Here is a 16,137-nt window from a genome sequence, read left to right on the forward strand (position 1 = left end):
ACAACCATCAGCACTACGGATGACGAAGAAGAGGAGTGGCACCAGTGGCAGTCACGGAGACGCAGAGCGGTACCCCCGACGGCGTCGGCGGGACCGGGCCGGAGGAGGTCGGGGCGCCGGCGATGAGCCAGGCGCGCGCCACGGCGTCCGTCAGCAACGGCGTGATCGGAGCGGACCCGGACGAGTCGCATGCCGCGCCGGAGAAGAAGCCCGGAAAGAAGCCGAAGCCTGATCCCGAGGCAGGGGCAGGGGCTGGGGCTGGGGCAGAAGCGGAGGCGGAGGCGGAGACCGCAGTTACGGCGGTGACGGGGGAGGGGGCCGGTCCCGAGTCCGAGCCCGCGGCCGCCTCGGAGGGCAAGGCCGCAGCCGAGCCCGAGACGGCGGCGGGCGTCGCCTCCGCGCTACGGGGGAGCAGCGCGCCCAGGCCACCGGAGGCCGAGGCCGAGGCGAAGACGGAGGCGTCCGAGGCGCCTGTGTCCGAGGAAACGCCCACGCCCGACCCCGCGCCTATGGCCGCCGCCGCTGCTGCCGTCGGCACAACCGTCGCTCCGGCCGTGGCCACCACCGCCCGGTTCTCCTGGCTGCGGGCCGGCCGGCCCGCAGCCACCGCCGCGTCCGGCGGCTCGGGCGACGGGGCCCCGGACGCCGAGGCCGCCGGGGCATCGGGGAACCCGAACCGGATATCCCGTCCCATGGTCGCCGCCGCTGCGATCGGCGGAGTGGTCCTCCTCGCCGCTCCCTTCATCATCAGCGCCAACTCGGGCGACGATCCGAAGGACAACAAGGGCCACAACGCCGCCGCCGGATACGACGGTCCGAGCACCTCCCCGTCCGGGTACGTGCCCAGCGCCGAGCAGGACGGAGGCAAGGCTGCCGGTGGCAAGGCTCCTGGCGGCAAGGCACCCGCCACGAAGGGCGGCTCCACCGCGAAGGTGCCCCCGGCGCCGGAGAACAACGCCGTCGCCGACTCCGCAGGGAAGGACAAGGCGGCCGACAAACCGTCACCCGCCGGGAGTCACAGGGCACCCGCCAAGTCGGGATCCGGCCCCAAGGCCGCCGGCGGGGGAGCCGCGGCGGACACCAGCGTCAAATCCGCCGCCGTCCAGCAGTTCTCCGCCTACGCGGGCCCGCACTGCTCGGGCTCCGGCGTCTCCTACAGCGAGCACGGCGCGTCGAAGGTCGCCAACGACGACGACCAGTGGACGACCGCGACCGGCGGCTACTCGTCCAACGGCTGCAACGGCCGTTTCCGTTCCGTCCCGATGTCCGGGGACGGCAGCGACGCGGGCAACTACGCGACGTGGTCCTTCAGCACCGGCTCCGTCACCTCGGGCACCTGCCGCATCAGCGTGCACATCCCCGCCTCCAGCGACATCCGGCACGTCGGCGGCTCCCCGTCGTACTACACCGTCCACGCCGGGAGCAGTTCCTCCGGGTCGCGGCTCGCAAGCTTCACGATCGACCAGGTCAACCACCAGGGACAGTGGGTGGCGGCCCCGAACGTGAAGATCAACGGGGGGCGGGTGGCGGTCGTGCTGCACGACCGCGGCAAGGACTGGAACTCCCACGGCTCGACGGACGCGCACCACGCGGCGGACGCGGTCTACGTGAGCTGCAGCTGACGCCCGGCACCTCGGGCCGGGACATCACCGGGCCTCGGCCGATCAGCGCGGATGGGCTTCGGCCTGCTGTTTGTCTCAGGAGGACAGCAGGCCGAAGCCTCCGGGCCCTGGACCTGGCCCTGGACCGACGAGAGATCCGACACCCGAGGCCCCGTACCAGAGGCGGCCACGCCCCTGGGTGCCCGCAGATAGCGCGCGTACTCCGCCGCCCCGGGGTCGATACCTGCCGGGAGCGGGGGAACGATGGGAAGACAAGCCGACGTCACGCAATTCCTTGCGTAAACGACCGGCGGCCCGACCGAGAGGTCGACGGCCCAGTTGCTTCTCCGTGGCCCGGAACCCTCCCGGCGGCGCCGCGCTACCCCGGGCACACAGTGCCGGGACACCGGAGCGCCGGAGCAGACAGCGCAGAGTGGGAGCCTCCCATGAAGTTCACCATCAACGAGAAGTTGCGTGCCCCGCCCCAGCCGGAGCCGGGTGCCCGCGTAGCGGGAGCGCCCGCGGTCTCCGCAGGCGACTGCGGTCTGCTCCTTCTGAGAATCACCTTCGGCCTCCTCCTGGCCGGGCACGGGTGCCAGAAGCTCTTCGGCATATTCGGTGGCGACGGCCTTGCCGCAACGGGCAGGTACCTCGCAAGCCTGGGCTTCCGCCCCGGAGTGCTCTATGCCGTGATCGGTGGCGGGTCCGAATTCCTCGGAGGCATCGGCCTGGCACTGGGGCTGTTCACCCCACTGGCATCGGCAGCCCTGATCGGCGTGATGATCAATGCGATGGTGACCGTCACGGCGGCGCACGGACTGTGGGAGACACAGGGCGGCGTCGAGTTCAACGTGTGCATCGCGGTCGTGGCGCTGGCCATCGCCGCCATCGGTCCCGGCCGGTTCGCCCTCGACAGACCGTTCCGCTGGGGGAAGGGCGGCTGGACGGAAGCCGCCTTCGCCCTGTGCGTCGGTGGCATCAGCGCCGCCATCGCGCTGGCCCTGTGAACGTGGGCAGCCGGCACGGAGGCTGCCGACGACCTCAGGGGAGACGGGGGAGAGTCCGGCCGCCCGGCCACGTACCGGGCCCAGCGCCCTCTTGACGAGTGGACGCAGGCCGTCACGGGTTTCGACCGCGTACAGTCCGGCGCCCCGGTCGTGACCCGTCAATGACACCCGCGGGCATGGAGCCGGGCGGCCTCGCGCGTCAGGTGATCACGCTCGGCGAGGCTCGGTGCCTTCTGGGCCGCTTCGGCGTACAACCGTGCTGCCGCCGTCAGGTCACCCTCCCGCTCGTGGAGATACGCCGATACTGCGGCGTAACGAGGCAGTGAGTCGTCCAGCCCCACGAGCGCCGCCAGACCGGCGCGCGCCCCATCGGCCTCACCGACGGCCACCGCACGGTTGAGCCGGACGACCGGACTGTCGGTGAGGCGCGCGAGCTCGTCGTACCACTCGACGATCTGGACCCAGTCGGTCTCCCCGGCGGTGGGCGCGTCGGCGTGGAGCGCCGCGATGGCGGCCTGGGCCTGGAACTCGCCCAGCCGGTCGCGGGCGAGGGCCTTCTGCAGGATCTCGACACCCTCGGCGATCGACTCGGTGTCCCATCGGCCCCGGTCCTGCTCGGCGAGCGGCACCAGACTGCCGTCGGACGCGGTCCGGGAGGCGTGCCGGGCGTGGTGGAGCAGCATGAGGGCGAGCAGCCCCGCCACCTCGGGGTGGTCGATCGAGGCCGCGAGCTGCCGGGTGAGCCGGATGGCTTCGGCGGCGAGGTCGACATCGCCGGAGTAGCCCTCGTTGAACACCAGGTACAGAACGCGCAGCACAGTGCCGACATCGCCGGACCGGGCGAACCGCACCCCGGAGACGGTGCGCTTGGCCCGGCTGATGCGCTGCGCCATCGTCGACTCGGGCACCAGGTAGGCCCGTGCGATCTGGCGGGTGGTGAGCCCTCCGACGGCGCGCAGTGTGAGCGCGACCGCGGACGACGGCGTCAGCGACGGGTGGGCGCACAGGAAGTAGAGCTGGAGCGTGTCGTCCACCGCGGACGCGGGCCCCGGCGCCGGTTCCTCGCCGACGAGACCCTCACGACGGCGTCGGGCGGCGTCGGCCCGGGTCGCGTCCAGGTACCGGCGCCAGGCCACGGTGACGAGCCAGCCCTTCGGGTCGCGCGGAGGGCCGGCCGGCCAGACACGGACCGCCTCGACCAGCGCGTCCTGTACGGCGTCCTCGGCCGCCGCGAAGTCGGCTCCGCGGCGGACAAGGATGCCGAGCACCCCCGGCGTGAGCCTCCGGAGCAGGATCTCGTCCACCTCAGAGGGCATCGGAGGTCACTCCGTGATCGTGGCCGCCGTGCCCAGGAACGGACGCAGCTCCAGCCACTCGTGAATCGGCTTCCCACCGGCCCCGGGGGCGGCCGACAGCTCGCCGGCCAGCTCGACCGCGCGCTCGTAGCTGTCGACGTCGATCACCATCCAGCCGGCGATGAGGTCCTTGGTCTCGGCGAACGGGCCGTCGGTGACCGGCGGGCGTCCCTCGCCGTCGTACCGGACGAACGTACCTCCGGGGGCGAGCGCCTGGCTGTCGACGTACTCGCCGGTCTCTTCGAGCCGGGACGCGAAGTCCTCCATGTACTGCACATGGGCCGAGATCTCCTCCGGCGTCCATCGGTCCATGGGTACGTCATTGACCGAAGCCGGGGCGCCACGGTAGTGCTTGAGCAGCAGGTACTTGGCCATGGTGGTTCTCCTCGGTGCTGGTGCGACCCATTGTGGTCGCTTTCATAGCAGGGACGGAGCCGGCCGAGCGTTCTCGACATCGCCGCCGGATTTTTCTTGATGACTTTCCGTGTGACCCCCTTCACGTCCAGTCGTCGGGCGGGGCGGGCTTTCCATACGGTGAGCCGCGCCGGCGCACGACGCCCCGCCGTAGCGTGCGCCTATCTCCAACTAGCGTGTACGGCAAGGCTGTTCAAGGAGCTTGCCGAGCTCACCCAAGAGCCCTGGTAGGGTCCGCGGCGAGTGTCCATAGCGCGATGGAGAGGGTTCATGAGGCTGCTCCCGCTGTTTCTCCGACGGCCGATCGAAGCGGTGTACGAGCGCCGACTGGCCGCCACCCTGGCGGGGCTGCCACGCCCGCAGCACGTCGGGATCATGCTCGACGGCAATCGGCGCTGGGCTCGGCAGGCCGGTCATGCGGATGTCCGGGAGGGGTACCGGGCGGGAGGCGCCAAGACGACCGAGTTCCTCGGCTGGTGCTCTGCCGACGGAATCGAGCGCGTGACCCTCTTCATGCTCTCCGACGACAACCTCGGGCGCCCCGCCGAGCAGCTCGGCCCGCTGATCGAGATCATCGAAGAGACGGTCCGGGACATCACGGCCGTGGGCCGTCCCTGGGAGGTCCAGGTGATCGGCTCGCTCGACATGCTGCCCGGTTCCAGTGCCCGGGTGCTCAAGGAGGCCACTGCCGCGACGGCGGGGCGCGGCGGGCTCAAGGTGGACGTCGCGGTCGGCTACGGAGGCCGACGGGAGATCGTCGATGCGGTGAAGAGTGCCTTCTCGGAACACATGGCCGCAGGGGGCGACCCTGCCGAACTGGTCGAGCGGTTCGAGATCGAGGACATCTCCCGGCATCTGTACTCGCCGACAGCCGACCACACCGACTTCATCATCCGGACCTCCGGCGAACAGCGGCTGTCCGGCTTCCTGCTCTGGCAGTCCGCGTACGCCGAGATGCACTGGGTGGACTGCTACTGGCCGGCCTTCCGCCATGTGGACTTCCTGCGCGCACTGCGCTCGTACGCGAATCGTGAACGGCGATTCGGTAAATGACCGTGATCAGCGCCGGCCCGGTCACCCGGGGTGACCGGGCATGTGCCCGGACCAGGATGCGGCCTTCGCGACAAGGCTGCTACAGGTTGACACCGCCCGTGACGTCGATCTTGGTGCCGGTGATCCAGCGCGCGTCGTCGGAGGCGAGGAAGGCGACCGCGTCGGCGATGTCAGTGACCTCGCCGATCCGGCCGAGGGCGGTCAGGCTGATGTTGCGTTCCACGTTCGCCGGGTCGGCCAGCACGTCGGCGGTCATATCGGTGCGGGTGAAGCCGACCGAGACGGAATTGACGGTGATCCCGCGGGGACCGAGGTGTCTGGCCAGGGTGTGGCTGAACACCTCGAGGGCGCCCTTGGTGAGCGGATAGCCGATGCCGTGGGCGGAGGCGATGCGGGTGGAGACGGATGAGATGTTGATGATCCGGCCACCGTCGCGCAGTCGTGGCAGCAGCCGCTGGGTGAGGAAGAACGGCGCCTTGATGTTGACCGCGATCATCTGGTCGAACTCCTCAGGGGTGAGAACCTCGATCGGCCGCCCCATGATGTTGAGCCCCGCGTTGTGAACCAGGATGTCGATCATCGATTCCCCGTGCGCGCGCAGTCCGGCCTCCAACCCGGCCATGAGCGTGTCCACGTCGCCGGGAACGCCCAGTTCGGCGCCCACGAGGAAGGCCAGGCCACCGGACTCGGCGATGGTCGCGGCGGTCGCCCCGGCCGCCGCCTCGTTGCTGCCGTAGTGCACAGCTACCAGTGCGCCGTCCCGGGCCAGGCGTTGGGCGATACCTCGGCCGATACCCCGGCTGCTACCGGTGACCAGCGCGACTTTGCCACTGAGATTTCCCATGCCCACTCCTTGGTCGCGTTCTGCGGAGATCCCCCACCCTCCGGCCGATCGAGGCCAGTCTCACCCAAGCATGTTGTTCATGCGGTCGCCGGAGAACCCGCGTACGGGTCGGAAGGCATCGCCCTGAACCAGGACGGTTCGGTTGCCGGCTTCGGCTACGAGGATCACCTCGTACGCACGGATCGGTGCATCGCACCCTCCAGAGCCGCCCGGGTCTCGCTCGGGGAGACCACCTTGCGGGGGCGACGGGCTTCGACGTGCGAGCATCATCGCCATCGGCACGCTCTCGGCGAGCTCCGCAGCCTGGGCCGCATCCGGCGAGGTGACCACCAGTTCGGGCAACCAGGGGCAGACGTACCACTCCTTGCGGCGCTTCATGGCGCGCAGCCGGTCGAGCGCCTGCCGGGTCGTGATCCGGACCAAGAAGGCGCGGTGGTCGAGCGCCTGCGCCAAGTCGACCTGGGCCCACCGCAGCCAGGTCTCCTGGAGTACGTCCTCGGCGTCGGCCGCCGATCCGGGCATCTCGTAGGCCACCGTGAAGATCTGTTGCGGTGGGCGACAAAACTCTCGGTCGCCGGCTCGGTGGCGCGGCCGCCGGTCCCGGTCCCCGGATCAGTGGCGTGGCGAGGGCCGCTCACCCGCGATCTGGCTGAGCACTGTGTCGGTGGCCCGTGCACCCAGCGGCATCGCGGCCTGGCGGTTCATCCGAAGCGGCAGGTCCGAGGGCGCGGCCGAGTCGCCGACCGTCGGGGTCGAGGCGTCGAGCACCGGCCGCAGCCTCCCCGCCTCCTCCAGGGTGGCGATCGGACAGGCGAACTCGGCCGCACCGGGACTTCCATCTCAAGAAGCGCGGCGAGGCTTGCAAGCACGTCCGGGCGGTCACCGCCCTGGCCCGTCGACGAGCCGGAGTGCTGTGGGTTCTCCTGCGCGACAACGGGGTCTTCACTCCGTCCCACCGGTCGCGCAGGCGGCCTGACTACGTCATTGAGACTCCTCCGGTTTCAAAGGTTCGGCCTCAAGACACCGCCCGATCGATCCCCTGTGACAGCATGTGAGGCAGATCGCACCATAGGGGCGACTCCGGCCTGCTCGGTTGGGTTCAGCTGGTCAGCGACTCGGCTTGACGCAGGTCCGGTCCCGTGCGGGTAGCTTTCCGGTGGCCAAGTACCGGTTGACCTGATGGTCCACGCAGGCGTTGCCGTACTGGCCGTAGATCGCGTGCCGGTTGGCGCCCCTGAGGGTGAGCAGTTTCGAGCTCGGCAGCAGGTTGTGCAGTGCCACACTGCCCGTGTACGGGGTGCGCGGGTCGCCGGTGGCGGCCACGATCAGGGCAGGGGTGTCGTGACGGACCTGGGTGGGCTTCTCGCGGGGCCGGTCCCAGAATGCGCACGGCCCTATGTTGTTGGTGAGGGGACCGAACAGGGCGTGCTCGGCCCGGTTGCGTTCGATGTCCCGCCAGTAGCTCTCCTGGTTGCGCGGCACGGCGACATCGCCGCAGAGGATCGCGGTCTGCACACTGCCGTTGCGTGACCCCTCACCGGTGAGCGTCCCTCGCAGCATCGCGGCGAACTGCGGCGACAGCCGGGTGGGTTGGCCCGCCGCGGCCTCGGCGAGCACGGACAGCTGCTCCCCGAACGCCGCTCGCGCCTCGCCGGTGTCGTCCGCAGTCCCCGAGAAGACCACGAAGGGTACCTGTGTGTCGTCGAGCCGGAACGTGTCCGCGCCGGTGCCGACGGTCAGCGGATGGCGCGCGGAGGCTGCGACGAGGTGGTTGATCGTGGCGAGCACCTGTCCGCGTGTGCGGCCCAGACCGTAGACGCTGTTGCGGTGCGCCGCCCAGGCGGCCCAGTCGGCGAGCGCCTGATCGTTCTCGCGCTCCACGCCGCGCATCAGCCGGGGGTTGTAGCGGCGCGGATCCAGCGCCCCGTCGAGGACCACCCGGTCGTAGCGTCCGGGGAACATCTGGGTGTAGACCGTGCCCAGGTAGGTGCCGTAGGACCAGCCCAGGTAGGAAACCTTGCGCTCACCGAGCGCACCCCGGACGACATCCATGTCGCGGGCCGTGTTCCTGGTGGTGACGTATGGCAGCACGGATGCGTTCGTGGCCCGGCACTTGTCGGCCAGCCCCTTCTGCAGGGTGACCTGACGCTCGAAGCTCGACCGGCCTGGACCGGCCGAGAACAAGGAGGAACCGACGGGCCAGTCACAGTCCAGCTGGGCGCTGCGGCCGACGAAGCGCGGGTCGAAGCCGATCACGTCGTAGCGCGCACCGGCCTCCTTCATCATCTGGCGAACGAGCGGGGAGTAGCCGAGGCCGGGACCGCCCGGCCCGCCGGGGTTGAACAGCAGCGAGCCGATCCGATGACGGGTGTCGGCGGCGGCGAGCCGGGATATCGCGACCTCGAGGGTACGTCCGCGGGGGGCGGCGTAGTCGAGCGGGACGGTCACATCGGCACAGCGTGCGCCGGCCTTGTCCAGCTCCTGGCCCGTCGCATCGTCCGGGCCCAGGACACAACTGCGCCAGTCGAGGCGCTGATGGTAGAAGCGGCCGAGACCCGCCCCGGCCGTCACCGCTCCGCCGTCACGGCCCGCGGCTGTCGCCGTGGTGCCGGGCAGTGCGGTGAGGCAGGCGGTGAGGGCGAGGCCCACGGCCGAGGCGCGGCGCACAGCTGCGCTGATGATGGTCACGTGGTCTCCTTGGGTGCGTGAGGCTAGCGGCACAGAGGGTGATGACGAGAGCGAGCAGAACGCGGCCGACCGGCCCGAACCACCGGCCCGAGCCGGGCCGAATCCACCCCGCGAATCCGGCGGCGGCGCCGCACACCGGATTCCGGCGTGTCCGGACCGTTCCGCCGATGGGGCGGACCGGGCCGACGGGGGAGACGGCGGTCGGGAAACGCGGAGCACATCCTCAGTCGCCCGCTGCCCCGGTCCTTCTCGTCATGCGGCCAGCCTTTCACCACACCTGACACCGCGTCATCGTCTCTCGGCAGTACGGCGCGCGTACGTCAGGCGTCCTACGCGGCCCACAGGGCAGGGCGGCGTGGTCGCCGCCGCGGTCGGCACATGCACGCGGCCGACCGCCTACTTCGGCTGTGTCGCGATCTGGACCAGGTTGCCGCAGGTGTCGTCGAAGACGGCGGTGGTGACGGGGCCCATCTCCAGGGGCTCCTGGGTGAAGCGGACGCCGAGGTCCCGCAGGCGCTCGTACTCCGCCTTCACATCGTCGACGGCGAACTGGGCGAGCGGGATGCCGTCCTTGACGAGCATGTCGCGGTAGGGCTGGACGGCCGGGTGGCCGGCGGGCTCCAGGAGAAGCTCGGTACCGCCGGGCTCGTCGGGTGAGACGACGGTCAGCCACCTGTCCTTCTCGCCCACGGGGACGTCGTGCTTCTTCACGAAGCCGAGGATCTCGGTGTAGAAGTGCAGGGCCTTGGCCTGGTCGTCGACGAAGATGCTGGTCAGGTGGATCTTCATGGTGCGCTCTCCTGCGGTGCGGGTGTGTGGGCACGAGCCGTCGTTCGACGATCTGTCGCAGTGGTCAACACGGTGAGGTGTTGGGAGACCGCCGGCGCGAGATGCCGAGCCGATGCTTCATGGTCATGCGCACGCAGATCTCGAACAGTGTCTGTCCGGACATCTCCATGAACTCGTCGAGTATGGTGCGGCAGATTGGGGTCGACCGAGGACTTGAAGAGTTCGTCGACCATGACCACAGGCTAAGGGCTGTCCCCGCAATTGCTGGTCGTCACTGGGGAGCGACACGCAGATCCCGGGTGTACCGGTCGAACCGTCTGCCGTCCTTGCTGTGCGGCTGCTCGCCGCGAGTGAATCCCGCCCGCCGCGCGACCGCGGCGGATGCGGAATTCTCCGGCTCCACCTGGATCACCGCCTCTTCCCCGCCCTCACCGGCCGCGTACTGGGACGCCAGGAGCACCGCGCGGGTGGCCAGGCCACGCCCCCGCCAGAACGGATAGAGGCCGTAGGCGACATTCACCTGGCCGGGAGCCAAACCCTCTCCCGCGAACCGCAAGTCGATCGTCCCCGCGAGCGTTTCGTCGGTGCCCACCCGGATACCGAACGCGCGGAGCGGTCCGGCAGAGTCCCACTGTTCCCAGCAGTGCCGGAAGTACGCTTCGACGCCCTCACGCGTGCCGGGACCGCCATTGAGCCAGCGAATGAGCAGCTCATCCTCCCCAGTGAGATGTGCCTCCACATCGTCCAGGCGCAGCGGGGACAGGGTGACGATCTCGTCGGACAGCATCACTTCATGCATCTGCCGATTCTTGACGCCGAAACTGCGTCGTGCCATCGGATTCCTACGGGGCGTCGCGCAGGGCGGAAGGCGCGGACGAGGTCGGTCGGTGAGCACGGAGGCAATGACCTGTAGGACGCGACCGGGAACGGCGCGTCAGGCAAGGGCGAACTTCGCCACGTACTCGTCGAAGGGCTCGATGCCGACATCCGCACGGCGCTCGTCCATCTGCTCGGGCTGTTCGCAGGGCCATGGAACCGGTGCCCCGTCCTTCACCCCGGCGATCTGGGTGCCGTAGATCTGCTCGCGGCCTTCATTGACCAGCGTGCGGTCGCGCAGAAAGGCCAGCTCGCGTGGGCTGGCCGAGCCTGCCGACACCGCCTGACCCATCAGCTCAAGAGCGCGACGCTGGACGTCGAGCTGCCGGTCGGCATGCTGGGCGACCAGCCACGCCGCGCGCGCGGCCTCCTCACCGACGGCTTCCGCCGTCGGCCAGCCGTACTCATCCATGATTGCGGCGAGCCGGTCGCCGTGCTGTGCGGTCAGCCGACGCCACGCCAGCTGCTCGGCCGGGTCATCACTGTTCGCGCGGATCGAGGAGCGGTGATCGGCCGCAGCCATCTCCGTGAGTTCCGCCGCCAGTGCGGCAATGTAGTGCGCCACTCTCAACTCCGTGGGTTGGTTGATGTGTTGTGCTCGTCGCTCGCAACCCTAACGGCGTAAATCGGGTGTAAAGACCATTCTGAAGAAGGGTGACAAGGGCTTCCGAGTACAGCGATAATGGATCTACACCCGGATCCCGAGGCGGACCCCTGTGAGGGCAACGGTGCCGTGAAAGACGCAGGCACGCCGGTCGCATGGCCCGGCCACCGCCCGGAACTCTTGACGGCATGGGCCGACCGCTGGGTTCGTTGCGGCGCCGCCGATGCGGGCCCGGTCGATGTGGCTTCCGCCAGTACGGTGGTGACTCCGCTGGCCGGCCAGGACGCCTGTTCGACTCCCTACGTCGGCACGGTCCTCACCGGTCGGGGTTGTTTCGAGTCCTACGGGGACAAGATCTGGGCCGGGGACGACGAGTGTCACCAGGTCGGCGGGGCGGGTTCGGGCGGGTACTGCAACTACGACATGCGGGAGGACGGCCAGGTGGGTTTCCGCGTCGTCACGCGGAACGGTGCCACCGGGCCGAACGACACCACGGGCGCCTGGACCAGGTGGCTCACGATCGGCTGAGCCGCAGGCACGGAGAACACCGACCGGCCACCTACGGCCCGCCACCGCATGTGTTCCGTGGCGGCGGGCCCCTGCGGGGGAGCGGGCTGAAGCGTGCCTCCTCGACGAGGCCATGAGAGCAGACAGGCTCGCCATCGCCCTCCAGACAGCACTCCGCCTTGCCCTCATCCTCCTCATATGGATTCGCGGACGGGAACGTTGGGTCGCGCAATTGGAGAGGCACGTCCCCAGCCCGGCGTGACAGCATGCGGCAATGGCCTTCCGACACCCCGACGGCGACTACGCAATCACCGCGATGTATTCCGTACCCGATGACGCCTGGTACTTGGAACTGGACCTCGTGGCCGGGCAACGGCAACTCGTGACCGCAGTCGTCCCCGATGAGGATCCGGCACGGAAGCCGACGGTGTGCTTCAATCCGCGCGGGCCACACATGGAAGTTCCCTATGAGGTCATGTGCTGGTTCATGCGCCAGGTCGATGAAGAGATCCGCATCTCCCGTGCCTGGATGCGGCTGAGCCCCGAACTCGTCGAGATCATTTACCAACTCCGTCAGGAGCACATGGGCGCCATCGACGATGACACCTTCCGTCATGTCCTGGCGGGGTTGCGCGCCACGGTCCCCGAGGCAGACGTCCCCGCCGTCCTGGAGGCCGCCTTCGGGCGCAATCCCGACGGCACCACCACGGATCATCCGCAAGCGCCCTGGCCAGTAGATGGTCAAGGAGACAGGCCCTGAGCGCGGTCGCCCGCATGCTCGCACCAGCGGAGGTCTGGGACCTTGCTTGGTCCGGGGCACTCTCTCGCTCTGCCGCCGACGAGAGCCGCCAAGTCAGCTGATATCACGGCCTGTTATCCACCTGCCGGGTATCGCAGTGTGGCAGGCAGGATCATGGACATGATCTACGATCCGAACGATGCCACCTCGTTCCACGACCGGCTTGCCGCGCACTCCCGACTCACCGACTTGGCCCTGGCGCCGGATGGCGCCCGCCTGATCGCGTCCGTGCGGTCGATCAACGACGCCGGAACCAGGCACGTCTGGAAGCTGTGGGAGATCGACCCCTCGGGCGAGAATGACAGCCGCCTCGTGGCCGGGTCCGTACAGGGTGACTTCGCGCCCACGTTCGCCGCCGACGGGACGCTGTTGGTCCTCTCCGGACGCGAGAATACGGACTCCACCGGCGAAAAGAGCGACAGCCAGGGTGTGTCGCTGTGGGCGCTGCCTGAGCACGGTGAGGCCAAGCAGATCGCCCACCACCCGGGTGGCATAGCCGACTTCACCGTCGCCAGGAGTGCCGACACGATCGCCTACACCGCTGACCTGCTGCCCGGCACGGCAGATGCAGCGACCCACGCCGAATCCCGTCGCGAGCGCGAGAACGCCATGGTCAACGCGGTCCTGTACGGGGACGTTGCGGCCTGCGGCAGTGGGGCGGCCCTCGGTCCGGATGAACCGCACACATTCGTCCAGCGCTCCGACGGGGCTCCGGTGAACGCCGGTGGTCAAGGCCTCGAAGGCGCCGGCGACATGGCGCTCTCGCCGGACGGATCACTCGTGGCCTACACACGGTCCGCGACCGGCCATGCCCCGGACACGAACTCCGTAGTGGTCGCCGACGCGGCCACCGGCATCCAGCACCTCACCTTCTCGCGCCCCGGCCATCAGTACTACCGCCTGGAGTTCACCGCCGATGGCTCGGCACTGGTCTGCCAGCGCCAGCGCGAGGAGACCTACGACACGGAGTGGCGAATCACGCTCGTCGCGTTCGACCTGGCGTCCGGCGAGGAGACCGACCTCCTGCCGGAGTTCGACAACTGGCCGTGGCCGGGGCGCGCGGTCCTCGCTCCGACTCCTGGCGATGCCACGGTGTGGTTCACGGGGGACGAGCAGGGACACTGCCCGGTCTTCCGCCGCGACGCGGACGGCACGATCACTCGCCTCACCGCGTCCGGCGCATACTCCTCACTGAGCGTGACGCCCGATGGATCCACCCTCTACGCACTGCGCAGCACGATCGACGGCCCACCTCAAGCGGTTCGGCTCGACATAGTCACCCCCGTTCAACACCCCACCTTCCTCAAGGCTCCCGGCGGCCTCGACTCGCTGCCCGGCACCCTCACCGAGGTGCACGTCCAAGCGGACGACGGTTTCCCGTTGCGCGCCTGGCTCGCCCTGCCCGAGGGCGCTTCGTCCGACCACCCGGCACCCCTGGTCGTCGTCCCGCACGGCGGACCGCAGGCGTCCTGGAGCGCCTGGACATGGGTCTGGAACCCCTGGCCGTTCGCGGCCCGCGGCTACGCGGTGCTGCTGCCGGACCCGGCACTGTCCACCGGGTACGGGCAGCGGATGCAGGAGCGCGGCCGGGGCCAGCACGGTGGCCAGCCCTACCGTGACGTCATCGCACTGACGGACGCGGCTCTGGCACGCGACGACCTCGACGCGAACCGCACGGCCCTCGCCGGCTGGTCCTACGGAGGCTATCTGGCCAACCGGGCGGCAACCCTCACCGACCGCTTCAAGGCGATCGTGTCAGCCGCCGGAATGTGGAACCTGGAGGCGTTCCAGATCGAGACGGATCTGCACGCGTACTTCCGCGAGATCTTCGGTGACCCGAGGACACGGCGCGAACGATACGAGGCCAACTCGCCCCACTTCGACGCCGTGAAGATGACGACGCCGATGCTGATCGTGCACGGTGGCAAGGACCACCGTGTCCCGGTGGGCCAGGCCCTCGGTCTGCACAGCGATCTGCGGCGGCTCGGCGTACCCGTCAGATTCCTGCACTTCCCGGACGAGGGCCACATCATCGGGGCGCCGAACCACATTCGGATCATGTACGAGACGGTGCTGAACTTCCTCGACCACCATGTCCTCGGCCAGGAGTGGCGGCGCCCCGCAATGCTCTGACAAGGCATGAGGCAGTCCCACGTACGCGCCGATGGAACCCCGACGTCCGGACCGGGCGTCGGGGCGCCGACCCGAGTACGGGAACTCATTGTCGTCCTCGGCACACTCGGAGTCCTGGCCGGTCTGGCCGTCTACAGCGGAGACGTCGACCTGGGAAGCGCCAGTACCCGGATCGCACTGACCGGGGCCCTGTACGCCGTGGCCGCGGCGTTCTTCGTGCCGAGTCTGTGGGTTCGGCTGGGGCGGTGGCCGTACCGGTGGCGGGGGTGGCCCGTGGGGGCTTCGTGGGCCCGGCGCAGTCGGAGCGGCGGCAGCACGAGGCGGAGGTGGCGCGGTACCGGGAACATCCGAAGCCGCTGTACCTGGGCGCTGCGCCGTCCGGCATGCAGGCGTCCCACGCCGCGGTCGGCCAGCCTACCTCAGCGTCGAGTACCGCACCGACCAGGAGAACGAGTTCGCGTACGTGGCTCTCAGGGTACGTCCACCGCTCATGCCTAGACCCCGATGCTCCGAGCTCAAGGAGAAGGACGTGACCTGCACGGTGGACGCGCACGGCGAGATGCGAGCGGTCCGCGACTTCCCCGGCGGCGGCCGCTCCGTCACCCTCACCCGCCGTCACGGGAACGCGGAGGCCGAGGTCACCAGCCAGACCCTTGACGAACCCGGACTACGTCAACTCCTCAGCACCCTGCACCCGCTGACGGGCACGGAGCTGGAGCGTCTGATGAGGGACAAGAAGATCGACCACAGATTCTGAGCCCTGTGCGCTCCGGGACGTTGGCAACCAGACGTCCAGGGCGGCCCCTGCAGCCCACCTCGGAGGAGTGCTGCGGCCACCTCGTCTCACCTCATCTCGCCTCCGCGCACTCCTCCACGAAGGCGCAGAGTCGGCGGATCAGGCTCAGGCAGGTGGCGGGGTTCGTCGTGTGCTCCATGTGGGGTGCGTCCTGAAGCCACGTTTGCCACAAGCCGTCCGGGCCGAGAAAGGGCGCGGTCCGGTCACTCCCGAGATTCAGGTCGATGAACACGAGGGCGCCCATGACCACGGTCTGGTCGTAGGCGAGATCAGGGCGGCGAAGATAGCGCTCAAGATAGGCGGCCAGCAGGTCGGCGTCGCGCGGTGTGCCGAAACCGGCCAGAGTCACACAGTAGGCCAAGCCCGCACAACAGACTTCGCTGGCCAGCAGGAGCTCCCCGAGGCGCTCACGGAATTCTGTCCGGTGTGAGACCGCGATGAGCCAAGCGGCGGTCCTCCGCTCACGCCATCCGCCCTCCAGGAGGGTAGAGATTTCGTGCGGGGTGATGAGTTCGGCGTCCTCACGGAGAGCACGCGCGAATCGGTCGTGCTCAGGACCCTGCATACGCAGCAAGCCGCCACCAAGCTTCAGATAGCGGCGCTCGGGTACGACATAGCGGCGGACCAGGGCCAGCAGCTCGGCATTCTCGTGGGCATGGCGCATCACAGAC

General features: G+C 69.4%; 15 protein-coding genes and 3 pseudogenes. 7 read left to right on the plus strand and 11 right to left on the minus strand.

Annotated elements, in window-relative coordinates; genetic code table 11:
• The first annotated feature begins 44 nt into the window (after window positions 1-44).
• The gene (locus tag GA0115234_RS22840) at window positions 45-1,622 is read left to right on the plus strand and encodes a hypothetical protein (RefSeq protein ID WP_093544647.1); all 1,578 of its coding nucleotides are present in this window, start codon (window positions 45-47) and stop codon (window positions 1,620-1,622) included.
• Window positions 1,623-2,047: 425 nt separating this feature from the next.
• Entirely contained in the window at window positions 2,048-2,608 is a 561-nt protein-coding gene (locus tag GA0115234_RS22845; RefSeq protein WP_093544650.1) for a DoxX family protein, read from the plus strand.
• A gap of 158 nt (window positions 2,609-2,766) precedes the next feature.
• On the opposite strand, the gene GA0115234_RS22850 is transcribed toward GA0115234_RS22845, so the two are convergent.
• Window positions 2,767-3,912 carry an RNA polymerase sigma factor gene (locus GA0115234_RS22850; RefSeq protein WP_093544653.1) on the minus strand — a complete coding sequence of 382 codons (1,146 nt, stop codon included), beginning with the start codon at window positions 3,910-3,912 and terminating at the stop codon, window positions 2,767-2,769.
• 18 nt (window positions 3,913-3,930) lie between these two features.
• A complete protein-coding gene (locus GA0115234_RS22855) occupies window positions 3,931-4,338 on the minus strand; it encodes a YciI family protein (protein ID WP_093544656.1) in 408 nt (135 codons plus the stop codon).
• 309 nt (window positions 4,339-4,647) lie between these two features.
• Between GA0115234_RS22855 and GA0115234_RS22860 the strand changes: the two genes are divergently transcribed.
• On the plus strand, window positions 4,648-5,430 hold the full coding sequence (locus GA0115234_RS22860) for an isoprenyl transferase (RefSeq protein WP_093544659.1): 783 nt from the start codon (window positions 4,648-4,650) through the stop codon (window positions 5,428-5,430).
• Between the two features lie 79 nt (window positions 5,431-5,509).
• Here the strand turns inward: GA0115234_RS22860 and GA0115234_RS22865 are convergent, their stop codons facing one another.
• The 8 genes and pseudogenes from GA0115234_RS22865 to GA0115234_RS22895 all read right to left on the minus strand — a co-directional run bounded on the left by GA0115234_RS22865 (window position 5,510) and on the right by GA0115234_RS22895 (window position 11,192).
• Window positions 5,510-6,274, minus strand: coding sequence for an SDR family NAD(P)-dependent oxidoreductase (locus GA0115234_RS22865; RefSeq protein ID WP_093544663.1), 765 nt, complete (start codon window positions 6,272-6,274; stop codon window positions 5,510-5,512).
• Between the two features lie 234 nt (window positions 6,275-6,508).
• Window positions 6,509-6,912 (minus strand): annotated as a pseudogene (locus tag GA0115234_RS22870) (sigma factor); the annotation flags it as partial.
• Window positions 6,896-7,018, minus strand: a pseudogene (locus tag GA0115234_RS41430) (FAD-dependent oxidoreductase); the annotation flags it as partial. The pseudogenes GA0115234_RS22870 and GA0115234_RS41430, both read right to left, overlap by 17 nt.
• 363 nt (window positions 7,019-7,381) lie before the next feature.
• Complete coding sequence (locus GA0115234_RS22875; protein ID WP_093544665.1) at window positions 7,382-8,962, minus strand: alpha/beta hydrolase; 1,581 nt, start codon at window positions 8,960-8,962, stop codon at window positions 7,382-7,384.
• 396 nt (window positions 8,963-9,358) lie between these two features.
• A complete protein-coding gene (locus GA0115234_RS22880; protein WP_093544668.1) occupies window positions 9,359-9,751 on the minus strand; it encodes a VOC family protein in 393 nt (130 codons plus the stop codon).
• Window positions 9,752-9,807: 56 nt separating this feature from the next.
• Window positions 9,808-9,984 (minus strand): annotated as a pseudogene (locus tag GA0115234_RS43550) (transcriptional regulator); the annotation flags it as partial.
• A 38-nt stretch (window positions 9,985-10,022) separates the two neighbouring features.
• Window positions 10,023-10,586: a GNAT family N-acetyltransferase gene (locus GA0115234_RS22890; protein WP_237541611.1), complete on the minus strand. Its 564-nt coding sequence runs from the start codon at window positions 10,584-10,586 to the stop codon at window positions 10,023-10,025.
• A 99-nt stretch (window positions 10,587-10,685) separates the two neighbouring features.
• Window positions 10,686-11,192: a DUF6624 domain-containing protein gene (locus GA0115234_RS22895; RefSeq protein ID WP_093544671.1), complete on the minus strand. Its 507-nt coding sequence runs from the start codon at window positions 11,190-11,192 to the stop codon at window positions 10,686-10,688.
• 300 nt (window positions 11,193-11,492) lie between these two features.
• Here GA0115234_RS22895 and GA0115234_RS22900 point away from each other — a divergent pair, with 300 nt between their 5' ends.
• The 4 genes from GA0115234_RS22900 to GA0115234_RS42395 all read left to right on the plus strand — a co-directional run bounded on the left by GA0115234_RS22900 (window position 11,493) and on the right by GA0115234_RS42395 (window position 15,427).
• The gene (locus GA0115234_RS22900) at window positions 11,493-11,759 is read left to right on the plus strand and encodes a hypothetical protein (protein WP_093544673.1); all 267 of its coding nucleotides are present in this window, start codon (window positions 11,493-11,495) and stop codon (window positions 11,757-11,759) included.
• Window positions 11,760-12,012: 253 nt separating this feature from the next.
• Complete coding sequence (locus tag GA0115234_RS22905) at window positions 12,013-12,498, plus strand: hypothetical protein (protein WP_093544676.1); 486 nt, start codon at window positions 12,013-12,015, stop codon at window positions 12,496-12,498.
• A gap of 159 nt (window positions 12,499-12,657) precedes the next feature.
• Window positions 12,658-14,670: an alpha/beta hydrolase family protein gene (locus tag GA0115234_RS22910; protein WP_093544679.1), complete on the plus strand. Its 2,013-nt coding sequence runs from the start codon at window positions 12,658-12,660 to the stop codon at window positions 14,668-14,670.
• Window positions 14,671-15,199: 529 nt separating this feature from the next.
• Window positions 15,200-15,427: a hypothetical protein gene (locus GA0115234_RS42395; RefSeq protein ID WP_176729240.1), complete on the plus strand. Its 228-nt coding sequence runs from the start codon at window positions 15,200-15,202 to the stop codon at window positions 15,425-15,427.
• A 91-nt stretch (window positions 15,428-15,518) separates the two neighbouring features.
• On the opposite strand, the gene GA0115234_RS22920 is transcribed toward GA0115234_RS42395, so the two are convergent.
• Complete coding sequence (locus tag GA0115234_RS22920; protein WP_093544804.1) at window positions 15,519-16,130, minus strand: DUF6000 family protein; 612 nt, start codon at window positions 16,128-16,130, stop codon at window positions 15,519-15,521.
• Window positions 16,131-16,137: the final 7 nt, after the last annotated feature.

Origin of the sequence: Streptomyces sp. DvalAA-43, assembly GCF_900091725.1 — a bacterium.
GTDB lineage: Bacteria > Actinomycetota > Actinomycetes > Streptomycetales > Streptomycetaceae > Streptomyces > Streptomyces pulveraceus.